This is a genomic window from Microbacterium sp. LS_15 (genome assembly GCF_041954735.1).
Taxonomy (GTDB): domain Bacteria; phylum Actinomycetota; class Actinomycetes; order Actinomycetales; family Microbacteriaceae; genus Microbacterium.
In genome coordinates this window covers 1-17,125 of record NZ_JAVAYD010000021.1, presented here as the reverse complement: position 1 = coordinate 17,125, position 17,125 = coordinate 1, and the positions used below count along the sequence as shown (strand labels likewise).

Sequence of the window (17,125 nt, the reverse complement as noted above, 5' to 3'; positions counted from 1 at the left end):
CGCAGTCCTCAGCCTCGGGGCGGCAGCACGTCGTCGAGGTGCGCGCGCAGCTGCGCCGCGATGTCGACGGCATCCCGGTCGTACAGCCACTGGTACTGCAGGCCGTCCCACAGCGCGACGAGCCACACGGCCTCGTGCTCGGGATCGCGGTGCGCCGGCAGATCGCCGTCGACCTGCGCGAGTCGGAAGAGCTCGGCGAAGTAGTCGATCACGCGGGTGAACCGCTGGGTGAAGTACTCGTGGGCGGGATGCCCCGCCGGCACCGCCTCGCACGAGAGCACGGCGTACACCTCGATCAGGCCGGGTTCGTCGTGCGCGTTGCCGAACGCGCCGAGCGGCAGGTCGCGCAGCGCGTCGGCAGCACGGTCGAGGGGCACCGTGTCGGCGCGATCCTGGATCGAGCGGTCGCGCTCCGCGAGCACCGCGCTGAGCAGCAGCTCCTTGGACGGGTAGTGGTGCAGGAGCGTCGACTTCGAGACGCCGACGGCCTCGGCGATGTCACGGAGGCTCGTGTCGCCGTAGCCGTCGCGGGCGAAGAGCCGCATGGCGTCGGCGACGATCCTCGCCCTCCGCTTGCGTCCGACGGCGTAGCCGGGGTCGGTGTCGACCGGTTCGTCGACGAGGGCACCGGTGAGGCCGGGGAAGGGGGAACCGGTCTCGGACGCCGGCTCGTCGTCGGGGTCGCGCCATCCGAGCGGCAGGGCCCATTGCGCCTCTCGTTCCTCCAGCACCGCGACCACGTCGACGCGGTCGGGCAGGTACTGCGACATGAGCTGCAGGCCGTCCCACCCGGCCATGTGCCTGATCGTCTCGTCGGCCACGTCTCGATCGGCGTCGACCGTGCCGTGCAGCCGGGCATCGCCGAGCACCTCCCCGGTCAGTGTGCGGAGTCGTTCGTACCGGTCCCGCATGCGTCGATGAGCGGGGTGGGCGGGTGCCGAGGCCTCGCCGGTGAGGGCGGCGAAGAGCTCGAGGTAGCCGGGGGTGCGGGCGTTGCGGGCGGCGATCGCCGCCGACACGAGCTCTCCGGGTTCGGCGTTCGCGGTGATGACGTCGAACGCGCGTTCGTTGTCCTCCTCGAAACCGGCGACGACCTCGGCGAGCAGGTCGTCCTTCGAGGCGAAGTGGCCGAGCAGACCCGGATGGCTGACGGATGCCGCGGCGGCGATGTCGCGCAGCGAGGTCGCCCGATACCCGTGCGCGATGAACAGCTCCCGCGCGGCGTCGAGGATGCGCTGCCGCGTGGCGGCCGCGCGCGCCTGCCGCGTGCCGGTCGGGGTCACGATCGTCATGTCCGCCTCCTCCTGCATCCTATCCTCGCTCATTACCAAGCGGTCGGCATTCACTTACCAAACGGTCGAGTTTCGTGTATCGTCGTGGCACATCGGGTCGCAGACGACCCGGTGCACCTTTGCTCGAAAGGAACTCGCATGACAGAGCTGTCATCGGCCGCCACCGCTGCTGCGGTCGGAACGACCGGCTTCAAGGCCCCCGGCACGACCCCGCTGAAGACCCCGCGCGGCTACACGCCCGGACTCGCCGCCGTGAACTTCGGCGTCTTCCTCGCGCTGCTGACCCCGGTGATGGTCTCGATGGCGTTCAAGATCCAGCGCCTCGACCCGACGAACACCGAGGGCAGCCTCGGTCTCGTCATGGGCGTCGGCGCCGCGTTCGCCCTCATCGCCAACCCGCTGGTGGGCCGGCTCTCCGACCGCACCACGTCCCGATGGGGCATGCGTCGCCCGTGGATCCTCGGCGGAGCGATCGTCGGTCTCGGCGGCTTCGCGATCATCGGCGTCGCGACCTCGGTGTGGGTGGTGCTGCTGGCCTGGTGCCTGGTGCAGACCGCGATGAACGCCGTGCTCGCCGCCGCCAACGCGACCCTCCCCGACCAGGTGCCCGTGTCGAGCCGTGGCAAGGTCTCGGGCGTCGTCGGCATCACGACCCCCATCGGCATCCTCGCCGGCAGCTTCCTGGTGAACTTCCTCCCCGGCGACTTCGAGCGCTTCGTCGTGCCCGGCGTGATCGCGCTCGTGCTCGTGGTGATCTTCGTCCTCACGCTCAAGGACCGTCGCCTCACCCAGAAGCCCGCCGAGCGCTTCACGCTCGCGATGTTCTTCGGCTCGTTCGTCTTCAACCCCCGCAGGCACCCGGACTTCGGCTGGACGTGGCTCACGAAGTTCTTCGTCATGTTCGGCTACGCCGGCATCGCGACCTTCCTGCCGCTCTACCTCGTGACGCGGTTCGGCCTCGACGAGCAAGGAGCGGTCAGCACGATCCTCATCGCGAACCTCGCGTCGATGGCGGCCATGGCGATCTCATCGCCGCTGGGCGGCTTCCTCTCCGACCGCATCGGCAAGCGCCGCCCGTTCGTCGCGGTCGCGGGCCTCATCATGGTGGTCGGACTCGTGATCCTCGCGATCGCTCCGAGCATCGAGATCGTGATCCTCGCCCAGGCGATCATCGGCCTCGGCGCCGGATCCTTCCTGTCGGTCGACCTGGCGCTCGCGACGGAGGTGCTGCCGAACCCCGACGACGTCGCGAAGGACCTCGGCGTGCTCAACATCGCCAACGCGCTGCCCCAGTCGATCGCGCCGGCCATCGCCCCCGGCATCATCGCGCTGGGCGCGGCCACGCCGCTCGGCGGCTACCCGACCTGGTACCTGTTCGGCGCGCTCGTCGCGCTCGCCGGTGCCGTGCTCGTCTACCGCATCAAGGGAGTCAAGTGAGATGACGGACGTCACGACCACGACCACCGCAAGGCCCTGGCTCGATCGCAGCCTCTCGACCGATGAGCGCGTGCAACTGCTGCTCGACGAGATGACGGTCGAAGAGAAGGCGGGGCTCTTCTTCCACACCATGATCGCGATCGGCGACCTCGACGAGGCGAACCCGGTGTTCGGGATGCCGAGCGCCCGCGAACTCGTGGAGGGCAAGCACCTCACGCACTTCAACCTGCTGGGCGCTGCGCCGACAGGCCGCGAGATCGCAGCCTGGCACAACGAGCTGCAGCGACTCGCGGCATCCACCCGCCTGGGCATTCCGGTGACGCTGTCGACCGACCCTCGCCACTCCTTCAGCGAGAACCCCGGGGCCTCGATCCTGGCCGGGCCCTTCTCGCAGTGGCCCGAGACGCTGGGTCTGGCGGCGACCCGCGACCCCGCGCTCGTCGAGCGGTTCGCTGATATCGCCCGCAGGGAATACACCGCCGTCGGCCTGCGCGTCGCCCTGCACCCGCAGGTGGATCTGGCGACCGAACCGCGCTGGGCGCGGCAGACGGCGACCTTCGGCGAGGACGCGGAACTCACGGGCATTCTCGGAGCGGCATATATCCGAGGCTTCCAGGGCTCGTCCTTCGGTCCCGGCTCGGTGTCGACCATGACCAAGCACTTCCCCGGCGGCGGACCGCAGAAGGACGGCGAGGATCCGCACTTCGCGTACGGCCGCGAGCAGGTGTATCCCGGCGGGCAGTTCGACCTGCACCTGAAGCCGTTCGAGGATGCCATGGCCGCAGGCACCAGGCAGATGATGCCGTACTACGGGATGCCGGTCGGCACCGAGTACGAGGAGGTCGGCTTCGGCTTCAACAGATCCGTGATCACCGGCCTGCTCCGGGAGCGCTTCGGCTTCGACGGCCTGGTGTGCACCGACTGGGGCCTCATCACCGACGCGGAGATCTTCGGTCAGCCGTTCCCGGCCCGCGCCTGGGGCGTCGAGCATCTGTCGCCGCGCGAGCGGATGCGCGCGGTGCTCGAGGCGGGTGCCGACCAGTTCGGCGGCGAGGACTGCGCGGAGCTGCTGCTCGAGCTGATCGCCGACGGGTCGATCCCGGAGGAGCGGCTCGACGTCTCGGCGCGACGGATGCTGCGCGAGAAGTTCGAGCTGGGTCTCTTCGACGATCCGTTCGTCGACGAGGATGCCGCGGATTCCGTGGTCGGCGCTCCCGAGTTCCGTGCCGCCGGAGAGGACGCCCAGCGCGCCTCGATCACCGTGCTCACGAACGACGGAGTGCTGCCGTTCCGTCGAGGCCTCAAGCTCTACGTTGAGGGCATCGACGCGACGGTGGCCGGCGGGTACGGCGAGGTGGTCGACTCCCCGGAAGCCGCCGATCTCGCCGTCATCCGTCTGCAGGCGCCGTTCGAGCAGCGCGAGACCATGTTCGAGAACTTCTTCCATGCGGGCTCGCTGGAGTTCCCGTCCGAGGTGGTCGAGCACGTCGGCGCCGTCGCCGCGGTCGTCCCGACCGTGATCGACGTGCTCGCCGACCGACCTGCGATCCTCGAGCCGATCGTCGAAGCGGCGGCCGCTGCGGTCGTGAACTGGGGCGCATCGGGCTCGGCGCTGCTCGACGTGCTGAGCGGCGCGTCGCCGTCGCAGGGCCGGCTGCCCTTCGACCTGCCCCGCTCCATGGCGGCGGTCGAGGCATCTCGACCCGACGTGCCGTTCGACACGGCCGACCCGCTGTTCCGCTTCGGCCATGGTCTCGTGATCTAGCCGCTCGCGCCCTCTTTTCGCTGGCTCATCGGAGGCCTCGCAGACGTCGTCTGCGGGGCCTCCGTCATGTCTGGACGGCGGCGTCGCAGACCGATCGTTCCGCGTGTTGCGCAGTTTGTTGACTGAACCATCATTCAATTGAGCCGTTCGCGCAACCGGGATATTGGTCTAATCACAGAATGTCCAGAACGTAGTTAATCCATGCGCGAAAGCTGGACAAAACCTGGACATGAATCCGCTCCCACGGGAATACTGTCTCCAAAACATGCGCTCAGCCGATGATGTCTTCGGCACCTGGGGAGGGCCCATGACGCGGGGAAACTGCATCACGGGAGAGGCGAATGGACATTTCGGAGGGGAGGGCTCTGCGGCGACGCAGGGCCATCGGAGGGGGAATCGCAGGCGGAACAGCCGCCGCGGTCATCCTCGCGAGTGCACTGGTACCGACGGCGGCGAACGCCCTCGACGCGGCGGATCCGACTGATCCGTCGGTCGCTCAGGGACAGATCATCCAGCTGCCGGCCGGCCTGCTCGGGGGATTGGACATCGCGACGCTCGGGCACACGCTGACGAGCAATCCGTCTGCTGTCGGTCCTGAGCTCGGCGGCCTCGACGTGACCGCGCTGGACGCGCTGAGCATCGACGTCGGCACGCTCAACGTCCCGCTGCTCACGGACGGCTCGACGCCCGGGCTGCTGCAGCTCGGAGACCTCGGCAGCGCTCAAAGCTTCAGCTCCTCGCCGACGCAGACCCAGTCGATCGCCTCATCCGGCACGATCACGTCGGGCGGCGCCATCGACGCGGGGGCCATCGACGGCAGCGTCGACCCCGGCACGCTCGACCTCACTGGTCTCTTCGACCAGCTCAACGTCGCGGGGCTCACCGACGCCGTCCTCGACCAGGCCTCGGTGGGCATCGGCGCGCTCGCATCCAGGGCCGAGTCGAACGCGGGGGCCCCGACATCCGAGTACCGGATCGCCGACCTCGGTCTCGACCTGCACAGCGACCTCGTCGCAGGCCTGTCGACCACTCTCGGCGGTGCTATCCAGACCACGGTGACGCCCGTGAGCAACCTCGTCGGCCCCGGCGGCGCTCTGACCGCCCTTGCCACGACGCTCGTCGGCACGGTCAACGCCATCCCCGACGTGCCGCTCGTGGCGAACTTCACAGCGACCGGCGGCACAGCGTCGATCGCCGGGCTCGACACCGTCGGTCAGACGGTCGCGACGGAGGTGCTGCAGGAGCCGCTCGAGAACACCACCGGCTCGGTGCTCGTCGACCTCGCCGACGGCACGATCTCGGTTGACCTCGCCCGACTGCTCGTCGAGACCGGCGCCGGCGCGAACCTCAACACCCTGTCCGCGAACACCCCGGTGCTCTCGGCGACCATGATCGCCGCCATCCAGCAGGGGATCACCTCGGCACTGACCGGGACGCACCCCGAGAGCCTCAACGGCAAGGTCACCTCGACCCTCACGACCGCGCTCAACGCGCTCCAGGCGACGGTGAACGTCGGCGTCACCATCACCAACCCGCTGACCGGCGTCACGCTGACCTCCGGCACCATCACGGTCGCCGGGACGCTCGCGCAGTTCGCGGGAACGGCGACGCCGGCTCCGACGACGACCACCGACATCACGCTCGCCGGGCTCGACCTCAGCCTGCTGCTCAACCCGGTGATCGCCGCTGTGACCTCCGCGGTCGCGACCACCACCGGGCCGCTCGTGAACACGGCTCTGACGAGCGTCATCCCGCTCGTGCAGCCCGCGCTCGCCGCGCTCACCACGCCACTGCTCGCGACACTCGACCCGGTTCTGCAGGGCGTGCTCTCGCAGGTCGCGACCATCACGATCAACGAGCAGCCGACGCCGGGAGACCTCGGGGCCGGCAGCTTCACGGTGCGCGCCCTCGGCGTCGATCTGCTCCCCGGAGTCGGGGGAGGAGTGTCGCTCGACCTGGGCTCCTCGACCGTGAAGTCGGCCGTCGCCGCGGTCGCCGCGATCGACGCCGCCGACACCGTGCAGGCCGGAACGAACCTCGCCGTCACCGGCTCGGGCTTCCCCGCGACCACCGCGGTGTCGGTGCAGCTCACCGCCCCCGGCGGCGCGAACGTCGGCGGCCCCGAGACCGTGACCACCGACGCGACCGGCGGCTTCACCCTGGCCTACCCCGTTCCGGCCTCCGCCGCTCCGGCGGCCGGATACACGGTCACCGCCACCGCAGGTGCCGTCAGCGCCTCCGACACGACCGAGGTCACGGCCGCCGCGGCGGTCGACGCGGCTCCGGCCGTGCAGGCCGGCACCGATCTCGCGGTCACCGGTACGGCGTGGCCCGCGAGCTCGCAGGTCTCCGTGCAGCTGACCGCCCCGGGTGGTGCAGCAGTCGGCGGCCCGGTGCTCGCGAACACCGACCCGACCGGGTTCTTCTCGATCGCCTACCCCGTGCCCGCCGGTACCCCCGCTGCGACGGGATACACGGTGACGGCGACGGCAGGAACCCAGGTCGCGACCGACACGACAGAGGTCACCGATGCGCCGGTGCCGACGGTGGATGCCGCGGCGACCGTGCAGGCCGGCACCGATCTCGCGGTCACCGGCACCGCCTGGCCGGGGAACACCCTGGTCACGGTGCAGCTGACCGCCCCCGGCGGCGCGACCGTCGGCGGCCCGGAGACCGTCACCACCGATCCGGCCGGCGGCTTCACGCTCGCCTACCCGGTGCCCGCCTCGGCGGTGCCGGGGACCGGGTACACGGTGACGGCGACCGCCGGTGCGGCGACCGCGACCGACACCACCGAGGTGACGGCGGCCGCCTCCGTCGACGCGGCCGACACCGCGCAGGCGGGCACGGACCTCGCGGTCACCGGTGCCGACTGGCCGGCGAACACGCAGGTGTCCGTCCAGCTGACCGCCCCGGGCGGCGCCGCCGTCGGCGGACCGGAGCTCGTGACCACCGACCCCAGCGGTGGCTTCACGCTCGCATACCCGGTCCCCGCCGCGGCGACGCCCGGAGCCGGTTACACCGTGACGGCGACCGCCGGTGCGCAGGTCGCGACCGACACGACCGAGATCACTGCGGCGGCAGCCGTCGACGCGGCCGACACCGCGCAGGCCGGAACCGAGCTCGCGGTGACCGGCACCGGCTGGCCCGCCACCTCGCAGGTCTCGGTGCAGCTCACCGACCCTGGTGGCGCGCCCGTCGGCGGACCGGTGCTCGTGACCACCGACGCCACCGGCGGATTCACCGTCGGCTACCCCGTCCCCGCCACGGCGACGCCCGGCACCGGGTACACCGTCACGGCGACGGCCGGTGCGCAGGTCGCGACCGACACTACCGAGATCACGGCGGCGGCGACGGTGGATGCCGACGCGACCGTCGAAGCCGGCACGTCGCTGTCGGTGACCGGCGCGAACTGGCCAGCGAACACGCAGGTCTCGGTGCAGCTCACCGCCCCCGGCGGTGCGGCCATCGGCGCACCGGTGACGGCGACGACGGGTCCGCTCGGCGGATTCACCCTGTCGTACCCGGTTCCCGCCGGAACCCCGGCCGCACCCGGATACACGGTGACGGCGACTGCCGGCACGCAGACCGCGACCGACACCACCGAGGTGACGGCGGCTCCGGTCGTCGTGGACGCGGCACCGACCGTTCCGGCCGGGACGAACCTCGCGGTGACCGGCAGCGGCTGGCCCGTGAACTCCTCGGTCTCGTTGCAGCTGACCGCACCGGGCGGCGGGGCGAACGTCGGCGGTCCGGTGACCGCGACCACCGATGCGTTCGGTGCGTTCACCGCCAACTACCCGGTCCCCGCCGGCACGACCCCCGGCACCGGCTACACGCTGACCGCGACGGCCGGCGCGATCACGGCGACCGACACCACCGAGGTCACGGCCGGCGATCCGGGCGACGTGAACACGAACGCCGCGGCCTCCGCCTCCGCATCCGCCGACGCGACCGCAGACGGCGACCCGTCGGCGCAGGCGGCGGCCGAGGCTGCGGCCCTCGCCGACGCGACATCGTCGGCATCCGCCGCAGCGACGGCCGACGCGACGGCAGCAGCCGTGGCGGCGGCGACCACCGACGCCTCCACGACGGCCTCCGCCGATTCGACCGCCACCGCGAATGCGGCGGCAGCGGTCGCGGCCCAGGCGGCGGCTCAGGCCGACGCCTCGGACGACGTGAACGCCGCGGCCTCGACAGCGGCCGACGCGAACTCGGCGGCCTCGTCGGAGTCGGCGGCCACGAGCGATTCGTCCACCGACGCCTCGTCGGAGGCATCGACGAACGCGAACGCGGCGGCCTCGGCATCCGCATCCGCGAACGCCGACGCGTCGAGCGCCGCAGTGGCGGAGACGGCGGCCCAGGCCGCGGCCTACGCCGATGCGACGGCCGAGGGTTCTGCTGCGGCCGACCCCGCGGCGGAGGCGGCATCGCAGGCCGCGGCGACAGCCACCGCATCGACCGCGGCCACCGCCGACGCGACCTCCTCGGCCAACGCCGGAGCCGCGATCGCGGCGCAGGCGGCAGCCCTCGCGGACGCGACGTCGAACACCGCGGCCGACACCTCGGCCACCTCGGACGCCAGCACGAGCGCGGCGGCGAACGCGAGCGCGGCGGCCATCGCCACCGCGTCGACCGACGCCTCGTCGGATGCGGTGGCCTCGGCGGACGCCTCGGCCGAGATCAACACCAACGCCTCGGCGTCGGCAGCGGCCTCGGCTCAGGCAGACGACGACAGCAACGCGGCAGCGCAGGCGGCGGCGGTCGCGGCGGCTCTGGCTGATGCCACGAGCAGCGCCTCGGCGGCGGCTGATGCGACGGCGGCGGCAGCGGCGCAGGCCGCCGCGACCACGGACGCCTCCACGGACGCCTCGACCACTGCGACCTCGACGGCGAACGCCTCGGCAGCCGCGGCGGCCCAGGCGGCGGCGCAGAACGACGCGACCTCGACGAGCGCGGCGGACGCCTCGGCCTCGGCCGATGCGGATCCGAACGCGTCGGCGGCCGCGGCGGCGAACGCCTCGTCGTCGGCCACGGCGTCGGCCACGGCGGCGGCCGACGCCTCGGCATCCGCCACCGCGCAGGCCTCGGCCTCGGCGACCGCGCAGGGCTCGGCCTCCGCTGATGCGGCAGCCGACCCCGGTGCGAAGCTCGGCATCATCATCCGGGTCCCCGTGCTCGAGCGCGGCGACCGCCAGACCGCCGTCGGCACCGGCTTCGCGCCGGGCGAGACGGTCACGGGAGTGATGACGTCGGCGTCGCTCGCGCTGGGCACGCAGGTCGCGAACGCCCAGGGCACGGTGACCTTCACCTGGACGATCCCGGCCGGATACGACCTGGGCACCCACACGGTGACGCTCACCGGGGCGAGCTCGGGCAGCGTGGCGGCGACCTTCCAGGTGGTGGCCTCGGGGCTCGCCACCACAGGCGGCCAGGTGCAGAGCGGCTGGATCGCCCTCGCAGCACTGCTGCTGGTGCTGGGTCTCGGAGCCGTCAGGTTCGGCCGGCGCCGAGCGCAGACCGTCGCGACCGACCGCATGGTCGAGTAGCGGCACTCTCGTCGGGGCCGCCGCGCACGGCGGCCCCGACACCCCTCGGCGGTCAGGAAGGTGCGCACAATGACCACGACGACACAGACATCATCCGAATCGGACACCGCGGACGAGCGCGTGGACGCGGCGAGACCGCGGCCCGCGTGGTGGGTCAAGCTCATCGCGTTCGGGGCATGCCTCCTGACGCTCTGGCACGTCGGAGCCTCCTTCCTCTGGATCGCCCCGTACTCCGCGCTGCGGGAGATCCCCACCCAGGAGGTGCTCGCGGGGTACATGCTGCCGATGTTCGGCCAGTCGTGGAGCGTCTTCGCACCGGAGCCGATCAACGGCGACTACCACTTCAACGTGCGCGCCGTGATCGAGAAGGACGGCGAGCGGATCGAGACAGGGTGGGTCAGCGCGACCGACGTCGAGCTGTCGATGATCCGCTACAACCTCTTCCCGCCGCGCGCCGGCATCCAGTCGAGCGAGGTCGCCAGCGGTCAGATGAACGCCTACAACAAGCTGAACGAGCAGCAGCAGGCGGTCGTCGCGCTCGACTACACGGAGGACGGCTGGGAGGAGTGGATGGTGCGCTCCTTCGACGAGCTCGAGGGCGACAACCCGTCGACCGCGGCGTACATGGCCGAGGAGCACCTCTCGACCGCGTACGCCACCCAGGTCGCCTACGCGATCTGGGGAGCGGATGCCGTCGTCGAGGTGCAGTACCGGGTGAGCAGGCAGAACGTCGTCCCCTACGCCGAGCGGAACGACCCCGGCGCCCAGCGCCCCGATCCCACGTTCTCCACGACAGGGTGGCGTCTCCCTATAGAAGAGGAAGGGCAGAGTCGCGAGAACTTCGCGAACACCTTCCGCAGCCAGTTCGAGAGGACCCAGAAGTGAGCGCCCCCGCGAAGACCCGTGGGCGGCGCCCCGCCGCGAGGACCACCGCTCCCGGGCCGGTCGAGTCACCGGCACCGCCGAAGCCGTCGCCGCCATCTGCTCCGGCATCCGCTCCGGCATCCGCTCCGCCGTCCACGCCCGGCCCCCGATCAGGGGAGACGCAGGCGTCGTTCCCGGTGCGGCTGCTGACGTTCGCATCGTCGATGGTCGCGGGGTTCTGGGCCATGGTCGTGTCGGCGATCGATCGCGTCTCGGCGTTCATCGGGGAGTGGCTCTTCTCGGGCAAGAAGGCCCTGTACGGGCTGGCGGTCACGCGGATCCTCTTCGGCGTCACGGCGATCGGACTCCTCGCCTCGAACTTCAGCACCCGCCTCTACACGTTCGGATCGGGATCCGCGTGGAACGGCGAACTCGCGCAGCCGGTCAGCGACTTCCCGGCCATCTGGGTGTTCAGCGCATTCCACGCGGCGATGGGCAACGACGCGCTCTACACCGCGCTCTACCTCCTGCTCGGGGTGCTGGCCGTGCTGTTCGTGCTCGGCTGGCGCTTCCGCATCGTGCTCCCCGTCTTCTTCTGCCTGTGGGTCGGGTTCATCGAGGCGAACGACATGGTGGGAGACCAGGGCGACAACATGTTCCGCATCGCCCTGCTGCTGCTGTTCTTCGCCGACGCCGCGGCGCGGTGGTCGCTCGACGCCCGCCGTCGCGCGAAGAGCGGCGAGTGGTTCGCCCAGGGCAGCCAGCCGGCGCTGCTGGGCACGGTCTTCCACAACCTCGCACTCGTCGCCCTCACCGCGCAGGTGTGCTTCGTGTACGCGTCCGGTGCGCTGTTCAAGGCCGGCGGTGATCCGTGGAAGGAGGGGTACGCGGTCTACAACCCGCTGCAGACCGCGAGGTTCGGCACCTGGCCGGTCCTCAGCGACCTGGTGACGACCTGGGGGCCGATGGTCGTCGCCGCGAGCTGGGGATCGATCATCCTGCAGGTCGCGTTCCCGCTCATGCTGCTCACCCGCCCCACGCGGTTGATCGGCCTCGTCGGCATCCTGTCGTTCCACATCGGGATCGCGGTGCTGATGGGCCTGCCGTGGTTCTCGCTGACCATGATCGCGATCGACTCGATCTTCATCCGAGACCGCACCTGGTCGCGGTTGAGTGCCGGAGTCGCCCGCCGGTGGGACGACGCGAAGTCGGCGCCGCCCCCGCGCGCGTCCGCCGCGTCTGACCACGCCTGACGGCGTCCGACTGTGGGCTGACGACAATCCGTCGCGGCGACGAGGTCGAGACGGGTTAGCGGAACCATACAGGTGACTTCATCATGGGTTGTGGCACACCTACCATGGACGCATCCCCGATCTTCTCCTGAGAGGAACGCGCCATGGTCGACGCCGCCGTCCGTCCGAACACCACCCCCGCCGAGCCGAACGAGTCCGCGAGCGTGCGCCTCGACGTCGATGCGGTCACCGATCTGCTGCTCGGCACGTGGGGCGACACGCGTCGCGAGGCGCGCGAGATGATCAAGGACTCGGCGTTCTGGCGCAAGGACGAGCTCGGCAAGGACGAGCACCGCGAGCGCGTGCTCAGCCAGCTGCACCTGCTCGTCGACAACAAGGCGGTGCACCGCGCGTTCCCGAAGCGTCTCGGCGGCGAGGAGAACAACGGAGCGAACATCGCCGGGTTCGAGGAGCTGGTCACCGCCGATCCGAGCCTGCAGATCAAGTCGGGCGTGCAGTGGGGGCTCTTCGGCTCCGCCGTGCTGCAGCTCGGCACCGCCGAGCACCACGACAAGTGGCTGCCCGGCATCATGAGCCTCGAGATCCCCGGCGCGTTCGCGATGACCGAGATCGGGCACGGGTCCGACGTCGCGGCCGTCGGGACGACCGCGACCTACGACCCCGAGACCGAGGAGTTCGTCATCAACACCCCGTTCCGCGGGGCGACGAAGGAATACCTCGGCAACGCGGCCCTGCACGGCATCGCCGCGACCGTCTTCGCGCAGCTCATCACGAACGGCGTGAACCACGGCGTGCACTGCTTCTACGTGCCGCTGCGCGGCGAGGACGGCGTCGACCTGCCCGGCATCGGGCGCGAGGACGACGGCCTCAAGGGCGGACTCAACGGCATCGACAACGGACGCCTGTCGTTCGACCACGTGCGCATCCCGCGCACCAACCTGCTCAACCGCTACGGCGACGTCGCCGCCGACGGCACCTACTCGAGCGCGATCGACAGCCCCGGCCGCCGCTTCTTCACGATGCTCGGCACCCTCGTGCAGGGACGTGTCTCGCTCGACGGCGCCGCCTCGTGGGCATCGGCCCTCGGACTGAAGATCGCGATCACCTATGCCACCCAGCGCCGACAGTTCGACGGCGTCGACGGGCAGGAGGTCGTGCTGCTCGACTACGGCAAGCACCAGCGCCGTCTGCTCCCTCGCCTCGCCACGACGTACGCGCAGATCTTCGCGCACGACGAGTTCCTGCAGAAGTTCGACGGCGTCTTCTCCGGTCGCACCGACACCCCGGCCGACCGCGAGGACCTCGAGACCCTCGCCGCAGCGCTCAAGCCGCTGTCGACCTGGCACGCCCTCGACACGCTGCAGGAGGCGCGCGAGGCCTGTGGCGGCGCCGGCTTCATGTTCGAGAACCGTCTCGTGGGACTCCGCGCCGACCTCGACATCTACGTCACCTTCGAGGGTGACAACAACGTGCTGCTGCAGCTCGTCGGCAAGCGCCTGCTGACCGACTACGCCAAGCAGTTCACGGGCAAGGATGCCGCGGCCCTCGCCAAGTTCGCCGTCGGTCAGACCGCGGGCAAGCTGTTCCACGGCGCCGGGCTGCGACAGTTCGGCCAGTCGGTCGCCGACTTCGGTCAGGTGGCGCGGTCGGTCGAGAACGGACTCCGCGAGGAGCAGCAGCATCTGCTGCTCGCAGAGCGCGTGCAGCAGATGGTCGCCGACATCGCGGCACGACTGCGTCCCGGCGCGAAGGACAAGGCGCTCGGCTCGCGGCTGTTCAACGAGAACCAGGCCGAGCTCATCGAGGCGGCCCGCGCACACGGCGAGCTGCTGCAGTGGGAGGCCTTCACCGACGCCGTGCACCGCGTCGAGGATGCCGACACCAAGAAGGTGCTGACCTGGCTGCGCGACCTGTTCGGCCTGCAGCTCATCGAGAAGCACCTCGCCTGGCACCTCATCAACGGACGCCTGTCGATGCAGCGTGCTGCGGCGGTGTCGAGCTACATCGATCGGCTGTGCGCTCGACTGCGTCCGCACGCGCTCGACCTCGTCGACGCGTTCGGGTACGAGCCCGAGCACGTCCGCGCACCCATCGCCTCGGGTGCGGAGAAGGAGCGCCAGGATGAGGCCCGCGCGTACTACGCCGCGCTCGCGGCATCCGGCGACGCGCCCATCCAGGAGAAGGCGCTCAAGCAGAAGAAGCGCTGACGCGCGTCGCGCTCCCCGCGGGCCGTTGAGCGAGCGAGCCCGCCCTCGGGTCGTTGAGCGAGCGAAGCGAGACGAAACGCGCTTCCCTCCCGGATCGTCCGTCCCGCTCCCTCGTCTCAGCCGACCGGAGGCGGCGGGTACTGTCCCGGGTACCCCGGCGCCGCCGGATACTGTCCCGGGTACCCCGGCGCCGCCGGATACCCGGGAACCGGCTGCGCCATGGCATCCTGACCCGTCCGGGCCGTGCGCGCCCGCGCGCGCACCCGCAGCAGCACCGCCGTGAAGGCGAGGAAGCCGAGTCCCACTGCGGCTCCGCCGCCGTAGAGCAGCATCGTCGGGACGACCATGTTGACGCCGCGCGGCAGCTGGACGAGCACGGGGAACGCGGCATCCGACGCGAAGAGCAGAAGCGCGCTGCCGACCAGGAGAGCAATGCCGGGAAGCAGGAGGGCGTACGGCGACCATCGCGCGATCACGATCCCGGCGACCGCGAGCACGAGTCCGCCGAGCATCGCGAGCGCCGCGTCGGGACGCAGATCGAACTGGAAGCGCTGGAAGGCGAGCAGCGACCCCTCCGCAACGCCCCACGCGGTGAGCCAGGCGGCGCCGGCGAGCAGCACGGGGGAGGCGACGAGGCCGATCGCCCCGAGAGCGCCGGACGTCGGTCGCGGGTCGCGCCGCACGAGGGCGAGCACGAGGCCCATCGCTCCGAGCACGGGAAGGACCGACAGGGGGATGCCGTAGATCAGCCCGTCGCCCCACTCCCGCGGGAAGGCGCCGTAGACGGTCCAGAGCACGCCAGGGAAGATGGCGAAGACGAGGGGGAGGACGCTGAGGATCCCGATCGCGATGAGCCCGGCGGAGCTCCAGAGCCCTGTCGCGATGACGGCGAGGATCAGGATGACGCCGAGCATCTGCAGGAGGAGGGGGCCGATCAGCGGGGCGAGATCTCTCTCGAACCCGAACGAGAAGAATGCGCGGCTCACGGACGTCCCGCCGATCGACAGCAGTATCAGAGCCGTCGGGGTGAGGACAAGCGCGATCACGATCGAGACCAGGCGTGCGAGCATGGATGAGCGGTGCATGAGACGTCCCTCCAGAGTCGTAGCCCCACCGTACCGATCCCCCCGCCGCAGGTGCCGCCCGATCCTGTCGCGGACGGCCCCGATCCCGTGGCGAACAGAAGGAGTCCCGATGACCCGCGTCCACGCCTACGCCGCCCCCAGCGAAGCCGCCCCGCTCGAGAAGACCGTGATCGAGCGCCGCGAGCTCGGTCCGCACGACGTGCTCATCGACATCGCGTTCGCCGGTATCTGCCACTCCGACATCCACACGGTGCGCGGCGACTGGGGTCCGCAGAGGTATCCGCTCGCGCCGGGGCACGAGATCGCGGGAACCGTCGCGGCCGTCGGATCCGACGTCACGCGTCACTCCGTCGGCGACCGGGTCGGCGTCGGATGCATGGTGAACTCGTGCGGCGAGTGCCGCAACTGCGAGCGCGGGGACGAACAGTTCTGCACGAACGGCACGATCCTGACCTACGGCAGCATCGACAGGGACGGGACCGTCACCCAGGGCGGATACTCCGAGCAGGTCGTCGTGACGGAGTCGTTCGTCGTTCGCATCCCCGAGGGCATCGAGCTGGATGCCGCGGCCCCGCTGCTCTGCGCCGGCATCACGACCTACTCCCCGCTGCGGCACTGGAACGTCGGACCCGGCAGCCGGGTCGCCGTCGTCGGACTCGGCGGGCTCGGCCACATGGCCGTGCAGATCGCGCACGCGCTCGGTGCGGAGGTCACCGTGCTGTCGCAGACGCTCACCAAGAAAGACGACGGTCTGCGCCTCGGCGCCGACCACTACTACGCCACGAGCGACCGCGAGACGTTCCGCAACCTGCGCTCGTCCTTCGACGTGATCCTCAACACCGTGAGCGCGGTCGTCGACCTGCGGTCGTACCTCAGCCTGCTCGACGTCGGCGGATCGATGGTGTGCGTGGGTGCCCCGTCGGAGCCCCTGCCCGTGCAGGTGATGTCGCTGATCGGCGGGCGCCGCTCGCTCGCCGGGTCGAACATCGGCGGTATCCAGGAGACGCAGGAGATGCTCGACTTCTGCGCCGAGCACGGCATCGCCGCGGAGGTCGAGGTCATCCCGGCATCGCAGATCAACGAGGCGTACGAGCGCGTGCTCGCATCGGACGTGCGCTACCGCTTCGTCATCGACGCCTCGACCTTCGCGGACTGAGCGAGGGGAGCCCTCTCGGTCGTTGAGCGAGCGGACGTCCCGCTGGTCGTTGAGCGAGCGGAGCGAGACGAAACGTGGTGACGTTCCGGTCGGGTTCTGTGCCTGTCCTCGATCCTGTCCGGTAGCGTTCCAGAGTTCTGGAATGCCCTTCTGACCTGCCCTATTCCTGCCGGGTTTCCCCCGTGTGAATGTCGGTGGTCGCGGGTTGACTGTCCGTATGACCTATCCCGTCGACGTTCTCGCTCAGGTCGTGTGCGACCTGGATGCGGTGCTGTGCGATAACACCCTGGCGGGGGTGTCCGACGCGGATCGGGTGCGGGTGTTGCAGGCGGCGGGTGCGGTGTTGCGGCGGGTGGACGCGGTGGTCGTGGAGACTCTGGGGTCGACGAACCCGGTCGATCTCGCCCACGGGGCGGGATGCCGCTCGGCGCAGGAGCTTCTACAGCGCACGCTGCTGGTGGATGCGGCCGGTGCGGGGCGGGTGGTGAAGGCGGCGGGTCTGGTGCGGCGGGAGTCG

The 17,125-nt window shown here is 70.7% G+C and carries 10 protein-coding genes; 8 read left to right on the top strand and 2 right to left on the bottom strand.

The genetic code is table 11. From position 1 onward, the window contains the following. Positions 1 to 8 precede the first annotated feature (8 nt). Positions 9 to 1,292 (bottom strand): TetR/AcrR family transcriptional regulator, encoded by a 1,284-nt coding sequence (locus tag RAC69_RS16185; RefSeq protein WP_375087734.1) that lies wholly within the window; start codon positions 1,290 to 1,292, stop codon positions 9 to 11. Between the two features lie 138 nt (positions 1,293 to 1,430). Here RAC69_RS16185 and RAC69_RS16180 point away from each other — a divergent pair, with 138 nt between their 5' ends. The 6 genes from RAC69_RS16180 to RAC69_RS16155 all read left to right on the top strand — a co-directional run bounded on the left by RAC69_RS16180 (position 1,431) and on the right by RAC69_RS16155 (position 14,367). Next, complete coding sequence (locus RAC69_RS16180) at positions 1,431 to 2,729, top strand: MFS transporter (protein WP_375087733.1); 1,299 nt, start codon at positions 1,431 to 1,433, stop codon at positions 2,727 to 2,729. 1 nt (position 2,730) lies between these two features. Further along, a complete protein-coding gene (locus RAC69_RS16175) occupies positions 2,731 to 4,494 on the top strand; it encodes a glycoside hydrolase family 3 protein (protein WP_375087732.1) in 1,764 nt (587 codons plus the stop codon). A 341-nt stretch (positions 4,495 to 4,835) separates the two neighbouring features. Next, a complete protein-coding gene (locus RAC69_RS16170) occupies positions 4,836 to 10,043 on the top strand; it encodes a choice-of-anchor G family protein (protein ID WP_375087731.1) in 5,208 nt (1,735 codons plus the stop codon). A 69-nt stretch (positions 10,044 to 10,112) separates the two neighbouring features. Beyond that, positions 10,113 to 10,928, top strand: coding sequence for a DUF5819 family protein (locus RAC69_RS16165; RefSeq protein ID WP_375087730.1), 816 nt, complete (start codon positions 10,113 to 10,115; stop codon positions 10,926 to 10,928). Then, on the top strand, positions 10,925 to 12,160 hold the full coding sequence (locus RAC69_RS16160; RefSeq protein WP_375087729.1) for an HTTM domain-containing protein: 1,236 nt from the start codon (positions 10,925 to 10,927) through the stop codon (positions 12,158 to 12,160). The genes RAC69_RS16165 and RAC69_RS16160 overlap by 4 nt, the downstream gene beginning before the upstream one ends. 143 nt (positions 12,161 to 12,303) lie before the next feature. Beyond that, on the top strand, positions 12,304 to 14,367 hold the full coding sequence (locus RAC69_RS16155) for an acyl-CoA dehydrogenase (protein ID WP_375087728.1): 2,064 nt from the start codon (positions 12,304 to 12,306) through the stop codon (positions 14,365 to 14,367). A gap of 116 nt (positions 14,368 to 14,483) precedes the next feature. On the opposite strand, the gene RAC69_RS16150 is transcribed toward RAC69_RS16155, so the two are convergent. Then, positions 14,484 to 15,452, bottom strand: coding sequence for a hypothetical protein (locus tag RAC69_RS16150; RefSeq protein ID WP_375087727.1), 969 nt, complete (start codon positions 15,450 to 15,452; stop codon positions 14,484 to 14,486). A 109-nt stretch (positions 15,453 to 15,561) separates the two neighbouring features. Between RAC69_RS16150 and RAC69_RS16145 the strand changes: the two genes are divergently transcribed. Both RAC69_RS16145 and RAC69_RS16140 read left to right on the top strand, forming a co-directional pair. Next, the gene (locus RAC69_RS16145) at positions 15,562 to 16,608 is read left to right on the top strand and encodes an NAD(P)-dependent alcohol dehydrogenase (RefSeq protein WP_375087726.1); all 1,047 of its coding nucleotides are present in this window, start codon (positions 15,562 to 15,564) and stop codon (positions 16,606 to 16,608) included. A 217-nt stretch (positions 16,609 to 16,825) separates the two neighbouring features. Further along, positions 16,826 to 17,125 (top strand): hypothetical protein (locus RAC69_RS16140; RefSeq protein WP_375087725.1); only part of this gene is annotated, 300 nt, incomplete at its 3' end.

What these genes read in the sequence shown, in the direction of transcription:
- RAC69_RS16150 (WP_375087727.1), bottom strand. Translation starts at nt 15,452, where the DNA reads ATGCACCGCTCATCCATGCTCGCACGCCTGGTCTCGATCGTGATCGCG.
- RAC69_RS16180 (WP_375087733.1), top strand. Translation starts at nt 1,431, where the DNA reads ATGACAGAGCTGTCATCGGCCGCCACCGCTGCTGCGGTCGGAACGACC.
- RAC69_RS16155 (WP_375087728.1), top strand. Translation starts at nt 12,304, where the DNA reads ATGGTCGACGCCGCCGTCCGTCCGAACACCACCCCCGCCGAGCCGAAC.
- RAC69_RS16145 (WP_375087726.1), top strand. Translation starts at nt 15,562, where the DNA reads ATGACCCGCGTCCACGCCTACGCCGCCCCCAGCGAAGCCGCCCCGCTC.
- RAC69_RS16165 (WP_375087730.1), top strand. Translation starts at nt 10,113, where the DNA reads ATGACCACGACGACACAGACATCATCCGAATCGGACACCGCGGACGAG.
- RAC69_RS16175 (WP_375087732.1), top strand. Translation starts at nt 2,731, where the DNA reads ATGACGGACGTCACGACCACGACCACCGCAAGGCCCTGGCTCGATCGC.
- RAC69_RS16170 (WP_375087731.1), top strand. Translation starts at nt 4,836, where the DNA reads ATGGACATTTCGGAGGGGAGGGCTCTGCGGCGACGCAGGGCCATCGGA.
- RAC69_RS16185 (WP_375087734.1), bottom strand. Translation starts at nt 1,292, where the DNA reads ATGACGATCGTGACCCCGACCGGCACGCGGCAGGCGCGCGCGGCCGCC.